Annotated in this window: 15 protein-coding genes; 6 read left to right on the forward strand and 9 right to left on the reverse strand. The window is 69.2% G+C overall.

Annotated features, from left to right (window positions below; genetic code table 11):
* Positions 1 to 14 precede the first annotated feature (14 nt).
* The 9 genes from HNR09_RS11860 to HNR09_RS11900 all read right to left on the reverse strand — a co-directional run bounded on the left by HNR09_RS11860 (position 15) and on the right by HNR09_RS11900 (position 9,335).
* Positions 15 to 1,046 (reverse strand): uroporphyrinogen decarboxylase/cobalamine-independent methonine synthase family protein, encoded by a 1,032-nt coding sequence (locus HNR09_RS11860; RefSeq protein WP_179542232.1) that lies wholly within the window; start codon positions 1,044 to 1,046, stop codon positions 15 to 17.
* A 47-nt stretch (positions 1,047 to 1,093) separates the two neighbouring features.
* The gene (locus tag HNR09_RS11865) at positions 1,094 to 1,501 is read right to left on the reverse strand and encodes a chorismate mutase (protein ID WP_179542233.1); all 408 of its coding nucleotides are present in this window, start codon (positions 1,499 to 1,501) and stop codon (positions 1,094 to 1,096) included.
* Positions 1,502 to 1,621: 120 nt separating this feature from the next.
* Positions 1,622 to 2,761, reverse strand: a complete 1,140-nt coding sequence (mnmA, locus tag HNR09_RS11870) for a tRNA 2-thiouridine(34) synthase MnmA (protein ID WP_179542234.1) — start codon at positions 2,759 to 2,761, stop codon at positions 1,622 to 1,624.
* A 101-nt stretch (positions 2,762 to 2,862) separates the two neighbouring features.
* Positions 2,863 to 3,483, reverse strand: coding sequence for a hypothetical protein (locus HNR09_RS11875; RefSeq protein ID WP_179542235.1), 621 nt, complete (start codon positions 3,481 to 3,483; stop codon positions 2,863 to 2,865).
* A 6-nt stretch (positions 3,484 to 3,489) separates the two neighbouring features.
* Positions 3,490 to 4,797 (reverse strand): DUF58 domain-containing protein, encoded by a 1,308-nt coding sequence (locus HNR09_RS11880; protein ID WP_179542236.1) that lies wholly within the window; start codon positions 4,795 to 4,797, stop codon positions 3,490 to 3,492.
* Positions 4,798 to 4,870: 73 nt separating this feature from the next.
* On the reverse strand, positions 4,871 to 5,962 hold the full coding sequence (locus HNR09_RS11885; protein ID WP_179542237.1) for an AAA family ATPase: 1,092 nt from the start codon (positions 5,960 to 5,962) through the stop codon (positions 4,871 to 4,873).
* The gene (locus HNR09_RS11890; protein ID WP_179542238.1) at positions 5,959 to 7,275 is read right to left on the reverse strand and encodes a DUF4350 domain-containing protein; all 1,317 of its coding nucleotides are present in this window, start codon (positions 7,273 to 7,275) and stop codon (positions 5,959 to 5,961) included. The genes HNR09_RS11885 and HNR09_RS11890 overlap by 4 nt, the downstream gene beginning before the upstream one ends.
* The gene (locus tag HNR09_RS11895; RefSeq protein ID WP_179542239.1) at positions 7,272 to 7,970 is read right to left on the reverse strand and encodes a DUF4129 domain-containing protein; all 699 of its coding nucleotides are present in this window, start codon (positions 7,968 to 7,970) and stop codon (positions 7,272 to 7,274) included. Before HNR09_RS11895 ends, HNR09_RS11890 begins: the two co-directional genes overlap by 4 nt.
* Positions 7,971 to 7,979: 9 nt before the next feature.
* Positions 7,980 to 9,335: a DUF7847 domain-containing protein gene (locus HNR09_RS11900; RefSeq protein ID WP_179542240.1), complete on the reverse strand. Its 1,356-nt coding sequence runs from the start codon at positions 9,333 to 9,335 to the stop codon at positions 7,980 to 7,982.
* A gap of 169 nt (positions 9,336 to 9,504) precedes the next feature.
* Between HNR09_RS11900 and mtrA the strand changes: the two genes are divergently transcribed.
* The 6 genes from mtrA to secA all read left to right on the forward strand — a co-directional run bounded on the left by mtrA (position 9,505) and on the right by secA (position 18,555).
* Positions 9,505 to 10,197, forward strand: coding sequence for an MtrAB system response regulator MtrA (mtrA, locus tag HNR09_RS11905; protein ID WP_179542241.1), 693 nt, complete (start codon positions 9,505 to 9,507; stop codon positions 10,195 to 10,197).
* A 69-nt stretch (positions 10,198 to 10,266) separates the two neighbouring features.
* Complete coding sequence (gene mtrB / locus HNR09_RS11910) at positions 10,267 to 12,036, forward strand: MtrAB system histidine kinase MtrB (RefSeq protein ID WP_179542242.1); 1,770 nt, start codon at positions 10,267 to 10,269, stop codon at positions 12,034 to 12,036.
* A complete protein-coding gene (locus HNR09_RS11915; RefSeq protein WP_179542243.1) occupies positions 12,036 to 13,754 on the forward strand; it encodes an LpqB family beta-propeller domain-containing protein in 1,719 nt (572 codons plus the stop codon). The genes mtrB and HNR09_RS11915 overlap by 1 nt, the downstream gene beginning before the upstream one ends.
* Before the next feature lie 112 nt (positions 13,755 to 13,866).
* On the forward strand, positions 13,867 to 14,763 hold the full coding sequence (locus HNR09_RS11920) for a ComF family protein (protein WP_179542244.1): 897 nt from the start codon (positions 13,867 to 13,869) through the stop codon (positions 14,761 to 14,763).
* Positions 14,764 to 14,878: 115 nt separating this feature from the next.
* The gene (hpf, locus tag HNR09_RS11925; RefSeq protein WP_179542245.1) at positions 14,879 to 15,604 is read left to right on the forward strand and encodes a ribosome hibernation-promoting factor, HPF/YfiA family; all 726 of its coding nucleotides are present in this window, start codon (positions 14,879 to 14,881) and stop codon (positions 15,602 to 15,604) included.
* A gap of 278 nt (positions 15,605 to 15,882) precedes the next feature.
* On the forward strand, positions 15,883 to 18,555 hold the full coding sequence (gene secA, locus HNR09_RS11930) for a preprotein translocase subunit SecA (protein ID WP_179542246.1): 2,673 nt from the start codon (positions 15,883 to 15,885) through the stop codon (positions 18,553 to 18,555).
* The last annotated feature ends 13 nt before the right edge of the window (positions 18,556 to 18,568 follow it).

Raw genomic sequence — 18,568 nt, forward strand, 5'->3', positions numbered from 1 at the left:
CTGCGGGGCGGGCCTCAGCCCTGCATGGTCTCGGTCAGCGCATCGGCGGCGTCGCGGGTCCGGGAGATCAGCCGCAGCGCGTCGACCTCGCTGACCTGCGCCAGCTGCTCGCGGATGCCGCTGACCAGGGGAGTCAGGGTCATCGCAGCCAGTCCGGCGGCCGGCATCCCCAGCGCCTGCCAGGGGTCGGTGATCCGCCGGACGAGATCGCTGACCTGGGGCAGCGTCTGCGCTGAGCCTGGGACGGAGCCCAGCAGACCGGCCAGGAATCGGGTCTTCTGCTCGGCCAGCTCGGCGATGCGCTCCCAGTCGCTGGGCTGCAGGGCAGGCACGGGGAGGCCGAAGCCGTCCACCTGGGAGCTCGACGGCGACCGGTGGTCCTCCACATGCTCCAGCAGCGGTGCCTCGCCCAGGTCCAGGAGGACCTCGTCGGCGCCGCCGGCGCGCAGTGCCTCGACGACGACCCCCAGCATCCGCCGCGAGTCGTCCCGTGGCAGGGCGCGGATGGTCCGGTAGCCGCTCACGGTGGGCACGGCCCCGGCCCGCACCCGGGAGTGGTCAGGTTCGTGGAGGACCACGCGCAGTGCCGCGGGAGTGCAGGCTCGGCGCACGTGTTCGAGATGGCCCTGCACCCCGGTGGCCAGAGACTCGGCCAGGTCTCGGCGGGCCCCGTGGTCCACCAGCAGCTTCTCCCCACCGGGCAGGGCCAGCTGGGAGGCCAGGCTCACCGGCCCCAGCAGGTGCAGCATCAGCTCGGAGGGCCCTTGATCGGTGCCGGCCTCGGCCCGGGCGCCGCGCACATCGGCCAGGGTGTCGACGTCGGCACGGAGCAGCTGGACGGCGCGGCGGTGGTCAGCCCCGGGGCGGCCCACCAGGCGCCACCCATAGGAGACCAGTTCGGCCGGCAGCTCGGCCAGCAGGGCGAGCGTCCGGCCCAGCAGCCCGGCGTGGAGCCCACGGCTGGGCAGCTCGGTCAGGGCCGGGAGGTGGCCGCTGAGCTCAGCCTCCAGGTGTTGCGCGGAGCGGAGCGCGTCAGTGCCTGGCATGACACCGCCGGCCGCGGCGAGCACAGCGTCGGCAGGGGCGCGGGCAGTCATCGGGGCTCGGCGGAGTCGGAGGGGTGGGAGTACTCCGAGCGGGTGTCGGCCTCGGGGGCAGAGACTGTCTCCGAGGCGGAGATCGCCTGGTGGTGGCGGATGACCTCGTCGATGATGAAGTTGAGGAACTTCTCGGCGAACTCCGGATCGAGCTGAGCGTCCTCGGCCAGGCGCTTCAGCCGGGCGATCTGGTTGCGCTCGCGGGCTGGGTCGGCCGGGGGCAGCTGATGCCGGGCCTTCAGCACACCCACACGCTGGGTGGCCTTGAATCGCTCAGCGAGCAGATACACCAGCGTGGCGTCGATATTGTCGATGCTGGCGCGCATTGCCAGCAGCTCCTCCAGGACCTCGGGGTCCACGTGATGTGCGGCGTCTCCGGCGCGCTGATCAGGGCTCGAACTCATGGCCCCAGCTTACGTGGGCCGAGTGGCCACGACTGACCGCATCTCGCCGGTGACACGCCGTCAGCGGGCACCAGATGCCGTGATCCGTGGCCGCTCGATGTGCCGGGAGGCGAGCACCGTTCAGGCTGTGCTGTCAGCCGGCCGGTAGTTCTTCGACCGGGCGGTGTCGATCGTGGCCTGTCCGAGCACCCGGGTGCCCTGGTACATCACCGCGGTCTGGCCGGGGGCGACGCCGCGCAGCGCCTCCTGAAGTTCGACCACCAGGCGCGGGGCGCCCCCCTCGTCGTCGGCGATCCGCGCTTGGGCGGGCACAGGGTCTGCATGGGCACGGATCTGCAGGTCCACGGGGAACCATGCTCCGGTCTCGGCCTCGGGCACCGGACGGCCCGCCCAGGAGAGCCGGACCCCGGTGAGCCGGTCGATCTCCAGGAGCTCCTTCGGGCCGGCGACCACGGTGTTGTCCTTGGGACGGATCTCCAGCACGAACCGGGGCTTGCCGTCCGGGGCGGGGCGGCCCAGCTTCAGACCACGTCGCTGACCGACGGTATAGGCCTGGGAGCCCTCATGCGCGCCGATCTGCTCGCCGTCGGGGTCGAGGATGGGGCCCTCCCGCAGCTCGATCTGTTCGGCCAGCCAGCCGCGGGTGTCGCCGTCGGGGATGAAGCAGATGTCGTGGGAGTCGGGCTTCTTCGCCACCGAGAGCCCGCGCTCGGCGGCTTCGGCGCGCACGAGGTCCTTCGAGGGGGTCTCGCCCAGCGGGAAGAGACAGTGTGCCAGCTGCTGCTCGTCGAGCACCCCCAGCACATAGGACTGGTCTTTGGTCCAGGTGGCCGCACGATGCAGCTCGCGGGTGCCGTCTTCGCCCTCGACGATCTTCGCGTAGTGGCCGGTGGCCACCGCGTCGAAGCCCAGCGCGATCGCCTTGTCCAGCAGGGCCTCGAACTTGATCTTCTCGTTGCACCGCATGCAGGGGTTCGGGGTCCGCCCGGCGGCGTACTCGGCGATGAAGTCATCGACGACGTCGGCCTTGAAACGGGCGGAGAAGTCCCACACGTAGTAGGGGATGCCGAGCACCTCACAGGCCCGCCAGGCATCCGAGGAGTCCTCGATGGTGCAGCAGCCGCGAGAACCGGTGCGCAGGGTCCCCGGCATGCGGGACAGCGCCAGGTGCACACCGACCACCTCGTGGCCGGCGTCGACGGCGCGGGCGGCCGCCACGGCCGAGTCCACGCCTCCGGACATCGCTGCGAGTACCTTCATGACGCCTACCAGGGTCTCACAGCCGCGCCGCGGACACCCAGTCGGCGCTGGCACGAGGATCAGGAGGAGGACCGTCACCGGCTCCAGGTCTGGCGCCCGGCTCAGGGACCATCGGCAAGAGTCTCCACATCTGCGGCGGGGATCTCGTCGAAGGGTGCGGCCTCGGGACTCACCTGCTCGAAGGAGTCAGCGGTGCCCTGATAGAGCCCGGCGGGCCCGCCCAGGACGTGGAAGGTCCCGCCAGGTCCTTCCCCGGCGAAGATCAGATACTCCGTGCCCGCCGACATGAGGACCACCCCCGCGGCCTCGTGCGTGACGCCGTCCACCACTCCTCCGGTCTGGATGACGACGACGTCATCGCCGGGAGCGATGTCACCCTTGGCCACAGTGTCGACGGCGAGGGTGAAGGCCGTGGCGGGCACACCGCCCTCCTCCATCGCGTGGCGCCGCTCCTCCTCAGAGAGCCCCATGAGGGGGTTCGCCTCAGCGGACTCGCCCCCCTGATCCGGCGTCAGCACGGCGGCTTCCGAGGCGGTGACGGTGCCAGTGACGATGGCGTCCGCGTCGCCGACTAGTCCGGACGTGTCGTAAGACGGAAAGTCAGGTTCCAGCGCGACGCCCTGGTGCTCCGGCTCCTCCTTGGTGGAGCATCCCGTCAGGAGCGCTCCGAGGACTGCGGAGGCGACCAGGGCGGCGCAGGGGGCTCGGTGGACGGCGTTCATCCGAGATCACAGCCGGCCGGTGGCCTTGAGCCGGATGTAGGTGTCGGCCAGCAGCGGCGGCAGCTCGTGCGGGGTCGCGTCCACGACCTCCACTCCCATGGCGGTGAGCTGGGCCTTCTTGGCCTCCCGTTCGATGATCTCCCGCTCGGCGGCCGCGGCCCGGTACACCTCGGTGGCGGTCTCGCGCTCGCCGGTGCGTCGGTCCAGATCCGGATCACGCACTGCGGCCAGCAGCACCAGGTGCTTGGCGGTCAGGGCGGGCAGCACGGGCAGCAGGCCCTCCTCCAGAGAGCCGGACTCCAGCGAGGTCAGCACCACCACCAGGGAGCGCTGGGAACTGATCGCCGCCACGTGGGAAGGCAGCTGGGAGAAGTCGGCCTCCACCAGCTCCGGGTCCATCGTGGCCATCGCGTTGACCATCTTGTGGAGGAAATCACCTGACGAGGAGGATCGTGCCCGCGCCACGATGCCGCGGTCGAAGCCGATGAAGTCCACCCGGTCGCCGGCTCCGGCGGCGAGCACACCCAGCAGCAGCGAGGCCTCCATCCCGGTGTCCAGGCGAGGCTCGTCCTCGATCCGGGCCGCCGAGGTGCGGGAGGAGTCGAGGCAGAGGATGACCCGGCGATCCCGTTCGGGGCGCCAGGTGCGCACCACCAGGTTGTGTCCGGCCCCGGTGCGGCGGCGGGCGGTGGCGCGCCAGTCGATCGAGCGGACGTCGTCACCGCGGACGTAGTCACGCAGCGAGTCGAACTCGGTGCCGGCGCCGCGGATCTGCACCGCGGTCTGCCCGTCCAGCTCGCGGAGCCGCTGCAGCTTCGAGGGCAGGTGCCTCCGCGAGCGGAACGGCGGCAGCACGCGCTGGAGGTGGCGGGACCGGTGCACGACCTGACGGCCGGCCAGCCCCATCGGCCCCAGGGAACGGACCGCCGCAGTGGCGCTGACCAGGTCTCCTCGGCGGCGGGGCCGCAGCGGGACGCTGATGCGCTGCCGTCCGCCCGGGGGGATGGCGATCGGCTGTATCGGCCGCTGGGAACCGGCTGACGGCTGCCAGCCGTCCTTGATCGAGCCCCGCAGCCGACGACGCCCCTGATGGTGCAGCACCGAGACCGCCGTCGTCGACTGGCCCAGGCGCACGGCTTCTCCGGGGACACGCTCCACGCGGACCTGACGCGGCGATCCGGCCAGCAGCATGTCTGTGGCCACGAGCCCCACCAGCAGAGCCAGGCAGACCCACAGGGTCGCCGTCACCGGAAGCGCGACGACCACGACGCTCAGCGCGAGCGCCAGGTAGAGCAGCCGGCGGGTCAGCACCATGGACGAGTCCTCAGTTCAGCTGGTTCGGGCAGGGTCGGGGGTTCAGGTCGGGGGTTCAGGTCGGTGAGGCTGGTCAGCGGGGCACGGGCACAGTGGCGAGGATGCCCTGCAGCACGTCGTCCACGCTGACACCGTCCATGGAGGCCTCGGGCCGCAGGGCGACACGGTGCCGCAGGCAGGGCAGGGCGAGGGACTTGACGTCGTCGGGTGTCACGAAGTCGCGCCCGGAGAGCCAGGCCCAGGCCTTCGCGGAGTTCATCAGCGCGGTGGCGCCTCGTGGCGAGACCCCGAGCTGAAAGCTGGGGGACTGTCGGGTGGCCCGCGCGATGTCCACGATGTAGGCGATGACCTCAGGGGCCAGCGCGACCGACCAGACGGCTTGTCGGGCGGCCTTGATGTCGGCCTCGGAGGCTACCGGGCGGACTCCCGCTGCCGCCAGGTCCGAGGGGTTGAAGCCGGCGGCGTGTCGGCGGATCACCTCGATCTCCTCGCCGCGCTGGGGCAGGTCCAGGGTGATCTTCAGCAGGAACCGGTCCAGCTGCGCCTCCGGCAGCGGGTAGGTGCCTTCGTACTCCACCGGGTTCTGGGTGGCGGCCACCAGGAAGGGATCGGGCAGCGGGCGCCCGATGCCATCGACCGAGACCTGGCGCTCCTCCATGGCCTCGAGCAGGGAGGCCTGGGTCTTCGGTGGTGTTCGGTTGATCTCGTCGGCGAGCATCAGATTTGTGAACACCGGGCCTTCGCGGAAGGCGAAGTCCCCGGTGGTGGAGTCGTAGACCAACGAGCCGGTGACGTCGCCCGGCATGAGGTCCGGGGTGAACTGCACCCGGGCCGTGTCCAGCGACAGCGAGGCCGACATGGCGCGGACCAGCAGGGTCTTCGCCACTCCCGGCACGCCTTCGAGCAGCACATGACCGCGCACCAGCAGCCCGATGAGCACACCGGTGACCGCCCCGTCCTGACCGACGACGGCCTTGGAGACCTCATGCCGCACCTGGTGGAACCGGTCGCGAAGCGTGTCCGGCGCACCCGAGGGGGACGCGCCGGCCGTCGAGGCGGGTCGCGGCTGGGTCTGGCTCGCCTGCGGGGGGCGGGCTGCCTGCTGTGTCTGAGCCGGCGCCGCCGGCTGGTGCTGATGGGTCTGGTCGGGCTGTTGTGGTGTCACGGTGTCTCTTCCCTCGGCGTCTCGTTCTGTCTGGAGCTGTCCCACGTCTTCTCGTCCTGTGGCCCGCGTGAGGCCGTCACGGCCGGGCCACGGCGCGGGCCATGGCCGAGCCGGATCCGGATCTCGTCCTCCAGAGCGGCCAGCCCCTGGGCGTATCTCACCATCTCAGAGTTCCCGCTGATCGCTGAGGCGTCGAGAGCGTGTGCGATCTCTGCGGGAGGTCGACCGTTCTGTGTGGCGACGGCGGCGATCACGTGCTGCTCCGGGGTGCCGGGGCCCAGACGCAGCAGCCGGGTCAGGCGGAGCAGGTGAGCGGAACGCAGCGTCCTGGCGGACTCCGAGGCTGCGTCGGCCTGCTGGTAGAGCCTGCCACGACCTTCTGCGGATTCGGAGGCGGGCACCTCCACGGGAAGCGGCTCGATCACCACCGGTCCGTGCCGGCGCCCGGCCACCAGCATCAGCAGCAGCGTGCAGATCAGCAGCCACCAGGTGAGCCGGTCCACCCAGTCAGGCATGAAGTCCCACGGAGAGGCCCACTCGTCGGAGGCGAGCGAGTCCATGCCGGAGGGGGTGTACCAGATGAGATCCTGCTGCTGGCCGAAAAGGCCCAGCGCCAGGGCCGCGTTGCCCTCAGAGGTGATGTGGCGGTTGGTGAACGCCTCCGGGGCGCCGAAGACGAGGCCGCCGCGGGTCTCCGCCAACGCGTGTGCCGAGTCTCCCTCCTCCGAGTCGTGGACGAAGCAACCGGTGCCGCCGGTGAACAGCTGCCCGGGGGCGCGGATGGCCTCGGCGCGCTCAGCCGGGGCCACTGAGCAGGCCTCTCCGGTCTCCAGGACCTCGGGGAGCTCGGTGGTGCTGGAGGCCGGGATGGCGCCCGCGGGGCTCAGCTCCTCGAAGGCGCTCAGCCGCGTCGACGCTGTCGGGGAGATCCAGACGATCTCGCGCATGGACTCGGCCAGCTCCTCCACCAGTCGCGGACTCGCCTCGGGGCCCTGCTCGAGGACGACGACGGCGGCGTCGGGCAGCTGCTCCAGGTGCTCGCGGGCGATCTCTGCCGTGGGGGCGTGGTGGATGTCCACTCCCTCATCCTGCAGCACCGCGGCGACGGCCGCGTAGCCGTCCAGGTCTGTGTTGCTGAGTCCGTAGCGCTCTTGGTCCTCGACGGTGAGCAGCTGGACGACGACGGCGAACAGCACGCCCAGCACGACCAGCAGCAGCCAGAACTGCCACCGTCGCAGGGTGGTGCGCAAGGCGGATGAGAAGTTCTGCACGGTGGCGCCGCCGCTCGAGCGGGCGGGGCTCTGGGCGGTCATCGGGGCGCCACCACCTGGGGCAGGGCAGCGGCGGTGTCGTCCTGAGGCTGCGCGGCGGTCAGCAGGGCGTCAAGCTCGGCGACGTCGTCGCAGTCCTGCAGAGTCAGTGAACGTCCGCCGTAGCGGGAGAGGTTGAACAGGTCGGCGGCCATCCCGATGCGCCGCGCGTGGACCGGGAAGGAGCGGCCGAGTTCCATGGCCGCCTCGGAGGCAGTGCGGCCCGTCATCTCGGTGAGGATGTCGCGCTCCTCGGCGGCACGCACCACGGCGCGGAAGACATCCCGGTAGGACTCGTCCACCCGTCCGGCCCGCCGGTGGGCCTCGGCACGGGTACGCAGCTCCTCGCTGCTGATGCCGACATCGGTGTCCAGCGGGTCATCGGCGCCTGCGGCGCGCTGCAGCCGGGGCCGGACGAGCACGATGGCCAGGACGATCGCGGCGGTCAGCAGCACCAGGATGATCAACGGCCCGTAGGGGATGTCGATGCCCCCGATGGTGCCGAGACGCTCGTCGAGCCAGCGCAGAAAGTCGTCGATGGCCTGACGGATCGGTCCTGTCAGCTCTCGCTGGTACGCGGGGTCGGCCAGCTCGCGCTCGAGCAGGTCCCGAGCCTCGTCACGGCTGGGAGACAGCGGTGTGGAGGCCAGGGGCGCGACGGCGTGCGGCGCCAGCAGGGTCGACGGGTCCAGGGGCATGTGGCGGCGTCACCTCGGCTGGCCGAAGTCGGGCCCCGACCCGGGCCCATCAGGGCGCGGAGGGTGCCCGGGACGGGACGGGTCCTGCGGGGACTGGCCGTAGGGGTTCTGACCATGGTGCGCCTGCCCGTAGGGGTTCTGGCCGTAGGGCGCCTGCCCGTAGGGGTTCTGGCCGTAGGGCGCCTGCCCGGAGGGGTTCTGGCCGTAGGGCGCCTGCCCGGAGGGGTTCTGACCGTAGGGCGCCTGCCCGTACGGACTCTGCCCGGCGGTCGGCTGGTGGCCGCCCCAGTGATCACCACCGGCCGGGGGACCGTGCCACTGCGGGGCCGCCGCCGTCGGCTGGCCCAGGTGCTGCACGGAAGCGGGGATGACCGTGCCGTCGTCGACCGCGCCTTCGGCGACTGTCAGCAGCGCGACATCGAGGCTCTCCTGATGGATGCGGCAGTTGAGGTACATCACCGTCACCAGTGCGCCGACCAGGCCGAGGAACACGGCGCTGACGGCCGAGTCGAAGAAGCTGGCCAGGGTGAACAGCACCATCGACATCGTCGTGCCGCCGTCAGGGGAGGCCATCGCCATCTCCCCGCCGATCACCGAGATGATGCCGATCGGCATGGAGGCGATCATGACCATCACGAACGTCATGAGGTAGATCAGCGCCACCGTGCCGATGTTGATCCACCAGCGCCCGCGGTTCAGCCGCCAGGAGCGGGCCATCGCGGCGAACGGGCCGCGATCCTCGACCAGCAGCACGATCGGGGCGTACATCAGCCCGGCGGTGATCCAGGCGCCGAGCAGCAGCGCTCCCGGCAGCACCAGGATGAGCCCGATGCCGAACGTGGCCACCGCGAGCAGCAGGACGAGGACGAACACAGCGGCGCCCAGGACCATCACCAGGATGCTGAGCAGGAGCAGGTGCAGCACCAGCCAGCCGAGGCGGCCGGAGCGCAGCCGCAGGGTCTGGGTGAAGCTGGTGCGGTAGCCGTAGGCGGCGCGCAGGGTGGGGAGGGCGACGAGCGAGTACGCCACGGCGAGCACGAAGTACTGCACGACCGAGACGACGATGAGCCCCAGCCAGAAGGCCAGGCTGGTGAACACGCTGTACAGGAGCTCCTCGTCCTCAAAGGCCATCGGGTCATACATCAGGCGCAGGATGTTGCCCGAGGGGGTCATCGTGAACACCAGCATCGACAGCAGGAAGCTGATCATCCCGGCCACGAAGGGCACCCCGATCACGGCCTTCGGCGCGTGCCGGAGCATCGAGAACCCGCCGCCGAGCACCTCGCCGAGAGTCATGCGTCGGATCGGGAACACGCGGCCCGGGTAGGCAGGCGTCGACTCCTCGGTGCTCCACCCCGTCGTCATGGTTCCCCTCCTGATCACAAGTCCTGACGTCGTGCAGGCTTTCACCCTATAGCCCGTGTCCTGTGGCTGACACCCCTGTGACGCGCTGACCAGCCGGTCTGCGGCACCTTGTCATATATCCTGGCGGGATGGACCGGGCACGTGCAGGGCGAGAGGAACAGGAGAGCTGATGAAAGCCAGGATTCTGGTCGTCGATGACGATGAGGCGCTGGCCGAGATGATCGGCATCGTGCTGCGCAATGACGGCTTCGAACCCACCTTCTGCGCCACCGGAGAGCGGGCGCTCGAGGAGTTCCGCAGCACCAAGCCCGACGTCGTCCTGCTCGACCTCATGCTTCCGGGCAAGGACGGCATCGAGGTGTGCCGGGAGATCCGTGACGAGGCCGACACCCCGATCATCATGCTCACCGCGAAGTCGGACACCGCCGACGTGGTGCGCGGCCTGGAGGCCGGTGCGGACGACTACGTGCCCAAGCCCTTCAAACCGGCCGAGCTGGTGGCCCGCGTCCGTGCACGGCTGCGGCCGGCAGAGACGCATCCCCGGCCGGAGTCCGAGCAGCTCACCATCGGTGACCTGACCATCGACGTCGCCGGCCACGAGGTCCGTCGCGGCGAGACGAGGATCTCCCTGACCCCGCTGGAGTTCGACCTGCTCACCGCGCTGGCGAAGAAGCCCTGGCAGGTGTGGAACCGGGAGATGCTGCTCGAAGAGGTCTGGGGCTACCGCCATCAGGCGGACACGCGGCTGGTCAACGTCCACGTGCAACGTCTGCGGTCGAAGATCGAGAAGGACCCGGAGCACCCCGAGATCGTCCAGACGGTCCGCGGCGTGGGGTACAAGGCTGGCGGCGGACAGGGGTAGACCATCACCGAGGATGAAGGCCGCGCCTCCGCCTCCCGAGCGATCGCCACCACCACCGGAGCTGTCTCGGTGATCCGCCCGGCACGCACCGAGGCGCCGACGACGGCGGAGAACCCGCAGGTCGGGGCGGGCAGGTCCGACGCCGGCCTGTTCCGTCGCGCCGGCCGACGCCTGGCGCGGCTCCCTCGTCTGTGGGGGCGCTCGCTGCTGTTCCGGGCGGTGGCCTTCACAGGACTGCTGACCATGCTCGGCACCGGCCTGGTGGCGGCCTTCCTCGCCCAACAGGTCACCACCGGGCTCTTCCAGGAGCGCTTCGACCAGATCGAGCTCGAGGCATCCAACGGGATGCAGCAGATCCGCAACGAGTTCATCTCCGCCTCCACCGCGGACCGCAGCGAGGCTGACGGGCTGGTCGCCGACACGCTCATCCAGCAGGAGGACACCGGATCACAGATCCACCGCTACGTCTTCCTGGTGCCGCTGGACGACACCGACATCGACACCCAGTCCGTGGCCGGCCGCATCCCGCGAGGGCTGAGTGAGGACGTCACCGAAGCGGTGGTCTCCGATGAGCTGCGCGCAGCGGTGGCCGGCGGCACCGGCCAGTACTGGCAGTCGGTCTCCTTCGAACGGGACGACGTCGAGACCCCCGGAGTCATCTTCGGCACCCAGGTGACTCTTCCTCCGGGGGACATCATGGGTCTCTACTTCCTCTATGACTTCTCCACCGTGCAGGAGACCTTGGCGTTCCTGACCCGCATCATGCTGCTGGCCGGTCTGGCGCTGCTGGTGCTCAACATGGCCGTGGCAGCCTGGGTGACCCGCTCGGTGGTCTCTCCGATCTCCCAGGCGGCGGAGGTCTCCGAACGGATCGCCGCCGGACAGCTTGATCAGCGCCTGGCGGTGCGCGGTGAGGACGAGATCGCCCGGCTGGGAATCTCCTTCAACCGCATGGCCTCCAACCTGCAGGAGCAGATCACCCAGCTGGCGAACCTGTCGAAGATGCAGCAGCGTTTCGTCTCCGACGTCTCCCACGAGCTGCGCACACCGCTGACCACTGTGCGCATGGCCGCCGAGGTCCTGCACGAGTCCCGCGAGGACTTCGACCCGGTCAACCAGCGTTCCACCGAGCTGCTCTACCACCAGGTGGAGAGGTTCCAGGCGATGCTCTCGGACCTGCTGGAGATGTCCCGCTTCGACGCCGGCGCCGCCGAGCTGGCGCTGACCGACGTGGACCTGCGCAGCCTGGCCCAGGATGCGCTGACCACTGCGCTGCCGCTGGCCGACCGCTCGCAGACCCCGCTCTCGTTCGTGGTGCAGGGGGAGGGCTTCGTCGTCGAGGCTGACCCGCGCCGGATCGACAGGATCCTGCGCAATCTCATCAACAACGCCATCGAGCACGCGGAGTCTCGCCCCGTGGATCTGGTCATCGCCTCCTCACCGACCGCCGTGGGAGTCGCGGTGCGGGACCACGGCCTGGGGATGAGCCCCTCCGAGGTGGCTCACGTCTTCGACCGCTTCTGGCGCGCCGACCCGGCTCGGGCGCGCACCACCGGCGGATCCGGACTGGGGCTGTCCATCGCCACCGAGGACACGCGGCTCCATCATGGCGCGCTGGACGCGTGGGGGCAGAAGGGCCAGGGCTCCTGCTTCCGCCTGGTCCTGCCACGTCGGCAGGACGAGCCGTACCGTGCCTCCCCGTTGGCCCTGCCGCCGGTCTATCGGTCCTCGGATCGCCGGAGGGTCTCCATGCCGGTGGACGGTGCCCCTGCCACCGGAGAAGTCGATCACGACCGCGTCACCGAACAGTCCCTGAACCGCCCGAAGGAGATGGACTGATGTTGCGCCATCGCCTGACTGCCCTGATCGCCGCGCTGAGCGCTGTCGTCCTCTTCGCCGCCGGGTGCACACCGATGCTGCCCACCGACGGCCCGGTGGGGACCTCCGAGCCCGACGTCGGCGGCGACCCGGCCTACAACATCCAGGCACGCTCGCCGGTGGAGGGGATGAGCCCCGACGACATCGTGCTGGGCTTCATCAACGCCGGGGTCGAGCCCAGCAGCCAGTATGAGGTCGCCCGTGAGTACATGACCGAGGAGGCCGGGGCCGAGTGGATCTCCGGGGCCCGCACCCTCGTCTACGCCGGGGACCCGAATGTGCTCGCCATGGGAGATGACACCTATTCGGTGCAGATGGAGGTGGAGTCCGCCATCGACGAGTCCGGGATCATGACGCAGTTCCCGGAGGGTCAGACCCAGACGGAGGAGTTCCGGCTCGAGGAGGTCGACGGGGAGTGGCGCATCACCGAGGCGCCGGAGGGCACCATGGTGACCTCCGGGTCGTTCGCCACCGTCTATGAGGCCCACACGCTCTCCTTCTACGACCCGCAGCGGCTCTATGCGGTCCCCGACATCCGCTGGTTCCGCAGCAACCGGGACGGCATCACCACCGAGATCGTCAGCGCCCTTCTCGACGGCCCGGCCGCCTACCTGGAGCCGGCGGTGAGTTCGGCGTTCTCCAACGGCACTGCGCTGCAGCGGCCGTCGGTGCCGGTGGAGGAGGGGGTCGCAGTCGTCGACCTGGATCCGGAGCACCTGCGCGGGGCGAGCAATCAGGAGCGTCTGCTGATGCAGCATCAGCTGGAGCTGGCGCTGCTCGATCTCCCCGGTGTGCGAGCCGTGGAGATCACGGCGGGACAGGCCGAGTATGAGATGCCCGATCAGTCCACCGACGCGTTGGGGATCGAGGATCGGCCCAGCGTGGGCAACACGCAGGTCGGTGTCCTGGACGACACGCTGGTCCGTGTGCAGGACCTCCAGACCCTGTCCATAGGCTCTCTGCCGGATATCTCGGACCTGGAGCCGCAGAAGCCTGCTCTGCCTGCCGAGGCGGAGGAGATCTTCGCCTTCCTGGACGGCGAGGGGGAGGAGCTCTACCACCTGCGGCCGAACCGGAGCCCTGATCCGGTGCTCTCCGGGGAGGAGCTCACTCGGCCCTCGATGGACAACTTCGGCTGGACCTGGAGCGCCAGCAACGAGGACGACGGGGCCCATGTGCACGTCGCCGCCTATGACGAGACCCTGGCCCAGGCCGCTTTGGAGGTCAGCGCGGACTGGCTGGTCGACCTGGAGGTGAAGTCCCTGCGGATCGCCCAGGACGGTGCCCGCGCCGCGGTCGTGGTCGACGACGGCGGCGAGTCCCGGCTCTATCTGGCGGGGGTCGTGCGCGACTCCTCCGGGACGCCGCGAGGCCTCGGTGAGCCGATCGCCCTGCAAACGACCACGGCCGAACCCGGTGACGTCCGGTGGCTGGAGCAGGACGCGCTGGTCATCTGGTCCACCTCGGACGACTCCGCTGTGGAGGTCGAAAGGGTGAACCTCAACGGCTCCAACCAGTCGCTGGGCAGCCCGCTGCTCGGTCTGCAGAACGTCTCCGCCGGGGAGGGGCTGCGTACGGTGTTCGCCGAGCGGGTCGATGCGCCGTACAACTCCCGCAGCGGTGACAGCTGGGACATCAACGAAGAGGTCGAGGTCCGGGACTACGCCTTCCCCGGCTGACGCTCGTGAGCTGTTCCTCCACAGGAAGGCAAAAGGGGGCACGGCGCGCCCGCCTCTCCACAGCGTGCCGGTGCCAGGTGATCTGCTGCCTCGAGCCCGTGAGGCTGGAGCCATGTCATGTGCTGCTGGCCCTCCCCGCTCTCCGCGCAGCCGTCGACCTGCCCGTGGAGCCTGGGCCTGGTCCGTCCGTCGGCTCCTCCGGGAGGTCGCCGGGGTCATCTCCCCGGTGTGGTGCGCCGGGTGCGGTCGTGAGGACGTGGTGCTGTGCGGGGACTGTGGCGAGCTGCTGCGGGACCTCACCCGTCGGCCCTTCCGCGCGGAGGAGCAGGCGCTGGCCCTGCCGCTGGTGCCGCCGGCGGGCGGTGGTGAGGGGGCCGACGTCGAGCTGGTGGCGTTGCCTGCGGTGTCCGCGTCCCGGTATGAGGGGCTGGTCGCGCGGACGGTCCTGGCCTACAAGGACCACGAGGTGACCGGACTGGCCCGTGTGCTCGCCCCAGCCCTGCACGGCGCGGTGACCGGAGCCTGCGCGCAGCTGCACCCGGCGTCAGCTCCGCTGCTCGTCTGCCCGCCCTCGACGCCGGCGGCCCGACTGCGTCGCAGCCATCGTCCGGTGGAGCATCTGCTCGGTGCCTGCGGTCTGCGTCCTGCCTCCGGTCTGGTGGCTCCGACCAAGTCCGCGGCGCTGCGCTCCCTGCTGCCCGGGGCCGGTCAGAAGGCCCGTGGGATGGGGGCGCGCCGCCGGGCCCTGCGCGGGACGCTGCGGATCACCGCCGCGGGCCGCCGGATCCTGCCGGGGACGGAAGTGATCCTGGTCGACGACGTGCTCACCACCGGGGCGACGCTGCACGAGCTGCACAGGGCCCTCGCCGGAGCCGGCGCCGTCGTGCGCGGTGCCGCGGTGCTGGCCGCCTCCCGGCGTCGGAGCCCGGGGGCGGAGGGCTCCGGACGGGCCGCCTCGGCGTGTCGCCCGACGCCGAGGTCCAGTTCCGGATCTGCCCGTGACGAATGAGTGGATTCGTCCTAGGGTGGAGTATGGGTATCTTCACGATGGGTCCCATCGCAGCGGCGACGGGACGCATGTCCCGATCGGCCGTCGTGCTGTCATCGGAAACGAGGAGGACACCATGACCCTTCAGGTCAGCTATACCGGACGGAACATCCAGATCCCCTCCGCCTTCAAGGAACACGTCCAGGACAAGATCGACAAGATCGAGCAGCTCGCGGACAAAGGGCATCGCCTGGAAGTCAAAGTCGCCTCCGAGAACGCCCACCGTCGCGCAGACACTGCGCTGACCGTGGAGCTGACCGTCATCGGTCGGGGCAAAGTGGTGCGTTCGGAGGCTCAGGCCGAGGACAAGTTCGCCGCGTTCGAGATCGCGCTCAACAAGCTGACCGAGCGTCTCCGCCGCGTCCGTGACCGTAAGAAGTCCCGCGCGCACAACGCCTCCCGGAACGGAGCACCTGACGTCGCCACCGCGATGGCCGGGCTCGATCCCGTCTCCACGGATCGCCCCCTCTATGAGCAGGTCCTGGACGCAGAGGCTGCGGATGACCATCCGCCGGCTGAGGACGACGTCGACGCCGGGACGGTCAAGATCCGTCGCAAGGTGTTCCCCGCTGAGCCCATGAGCGTGGACGCGGCTGTCGACGCCATGGAGCTGGTGGGGCATGACTTCTACCTGTACATCGATGATGAGACCGGACAGGCCTCGGCGGTGTATCGGCGTCGTGGATGGACCTACGGAGTGATCTCGTTGGACGCCGAGCGGCAGATCGACGAGCCCACCACGGAGGAGCGCAGCTACCGCCCGGAGAACGGCACCACACCGCGGAAGGTCGGGGTGGCCTGAGCCGGTGCCCGGACGGGCACATGACATGCGGGACGACGAGCCGCATCTGACCGTCTGACCGTGACGTGCGGGGCTCGGACATCACGTCCGGGCCCCGCCGTCATGCCGGTGCCGAGACTGCGGCATCCGCACCGAAGATCGTCGCGCGTCGTGGCCCTTTAGGCACCGTCCAGCCTCAGCGCGTAGACTGACAAGCGGCTCCGTGCAGGTGGCCCGGGACACATCCCGGCACCGTCAGCGCAGCCGAGGACCGATACACACCTGATGGAGAACCGGCCGTGCCTACTCTGCTCGAACGAATCCTCAAGACCGGGGACAAGAAGATCCTCAAGACGCTTGGCGCCTACGCCGACGCCGTCAATCTCTTGGAGGACGAGTTCAAAGAGCTCTCCGACGCTGAGCTGCGTGCGGAGACCGAGCGCTTCAAGGAGCGCCACCGCGACGGCGAGTCGCTGAACTCGCTGCTGCCTGAGGCCTTCGCCGCAGTGCGCGAGGCCGCCGACCGAACCTTGGGCCAGCGTCACTACGACGTCCAGCTCATGGGTGGCGCGGCCCTGCACCTGGGCAACATCGCAGAGATGGGCACCGGTGAGGGCAAGACGCTGGTCGCCACGGCGCCGGCCTACCTCAACGCGCTCTCGGGTAAGGGCGTCCACGTCGTCACCGTCAACGACTACCTGGCGAAGTACCAGTCGGACCTGATGGGACGTGTCTTCCGCTTCCTCGGTATGACCACTGGGACGATCACCAATGATCTCAAGCCGGCCCAGCGCCGTGAAGCCTACGCCGCGGACATCACCTATGGCACGAACAACGAGTTCGGCTTCGACTTCCTCCGGGACAACATGGCCCAGTCGCTGGACGACCTGGTCCAGCGCGAGCACCACTACGCGATCATCGACGAGATCGACTCCATCCTCATCGATGAGGCCCGGACCCCGCTGATCATCTCCGGGGCGGCCTCCGGGGACATCTCTCGCTGGTACACCGACTTCGCGACCCTGGTGAAGAAGCTCCACAAGGACGAGGACTACGAGGTCGACGAGAAGAAGCGCACGGTGGGGGTGCTCGAGCCCGGCATCGACAAGGTCGAGGACTACCTGGGCATCGAGAACCTCTACGAGACCCAGAACACGACGCTGATCCAGTACCTCAACAATGCGATCCGCGCCAAGGAGCTCTACAAGCGCGACACCGACTACGTGGTCGTCAAGAACGAGGTCCACATCGTCGACGAGCACACCGGCCGCATGCTCAAGGGCCGGCGCTATAACGAAGGCCTGCACCAGGCCATCGAGGCCAAGGAGGAGGTGCGGATCAAGGCGGAGAATCAGACCCGCGCCACCGTCACTCTGCAGAACTACTTCCGTGGATACGAGAAGATCTCCGGCATGACCGGCACGGCCGAGACCGAAGCTGCCGAGTTCATGTCCACCTATGGTCTGGGCGTGGTGCCGATCCCGCCGAACAGGCCCCGCCAGCGCGTCGATCACAATGACCTGGTCTACAAGAATGAGGTCGTGAAGTTCGACGCGGTGCTCCAGGACATCGTGGAGCGGCACGAGAAGGGCCAGCCGGTGCTCGTCGGCACCGAGTCGGTGGAGAAGTCCGAGTACCTCTCCAAGCTGCTGGCCAAGGCCGGCATCCGCCATGAGGTCCTCAACGCGAAGAACCACGAGCATGAGGCGGCCATCGTCGCGCAGGCCGGCCGCAAGGGCGCCGTCACCGTGGCCACCAACATGGCCGGCCGAGGCACTGACATCATGCTCGGCGGCAACGCGGAGTTCAACGCCGTCCACGAGATGGAGAAGCTCGGGCTGGACCCGGCGGAGGATGCGGAGGAGTACGAGGCCAAGTGGGACGATGTGTTCACCACGGCCAAGGACGAGGCCGAGAAGGACGGCGACGAGGTCCGTGAGCGTGGCGGACTCTACGTGCTCGGCACCGAGCGCCACCAGTCCCGGCGCATCGACAACCAGCTGCGCGGTCGTTCCGGACGTCAGGGCGACCCCGGTGAGTCGCGCTTCTACATCTCGCTCACAGATGACCTGATGCGCCTGTTCAACCAGGCCGCAGCCCAGCGGATCATGAACTCCAAGGCCATGGACGAGCAGATCCCGGTCGAGCACAAGTTCGTCTCCGGCGCGATCGCCAACGCCCAGCAGCAGCGTGAGGGTCAGAACACCGAGATCCGCAAGAACGTCCTGAAGTACGACGATGTGATGAACCGGCAGCGCGAGGCGATCTACTCTGATCGTCGCCGCATCCTCGAGGGCGATGACGTCCACGAGAAGGTCCAGCACTTCATCGAAGATGCGATCGGCCTGATGATCGACGAGAGGACCTCGTCGAGCTCTTCCGAGGACTGGGACCTGGAGGGCCTCTGGGAGGAGCTGGAGACGTTGTACCCGATCTCGCTGGAGGTCGCAGACATTGTCGAGGAGGCCGGTGGTATCGATCAGATCACCGTGAAGATGCTCAAGCGCGAGATCGTCTCCGATGCCAAGATCGCCTATGAGAACAAGGAGGAGGAGCTCGGCGAGGAGGCCATGCGTCAGCTCGAGCGCCGTGTCCTGCTCTCGGTGATCGATGAGAAGTGGCAGGAGCACCTCTACGAGATGGACTATCTGAAGTCCGGCATCGGTCTGCGCTCGATGGCTCAGCGCGACCCGTTGGTGGAGTACCAGCGTGAGGGCTACCTGCTGTTCCAGACCATGGCCGACTCCATTCGCGAGGACTCCGTGCGCTACCTCTTCAACGCTGAGGTGACCTCAGCGGCGGCCCGTGCCAAGACCACCAGCCTGCCCGGTGTGAAGGAAGGCCGCGTGGCAGCAGCGGGCAAGGAGGTCAGCGTGCCGGGTCTCAAGGACGAGCAGCCCAAGGTGAAGCTCAACTTCACAGCCCCGACCGAGACCGGCGGCAAGCAGACCGAGTCCCGCAGCACCGGCTGATCCCGGCAGCGGC

Source organism: Nesterenkonia xinjiangensis (assembly GCF_013410745.1).
Lineage (GTDB): Bacteria > Actinomycetota > Actinomycetes > Actinomycetales > Micrococcaceae > Nesterenkonia > Nesterenkonia xinjiangensis.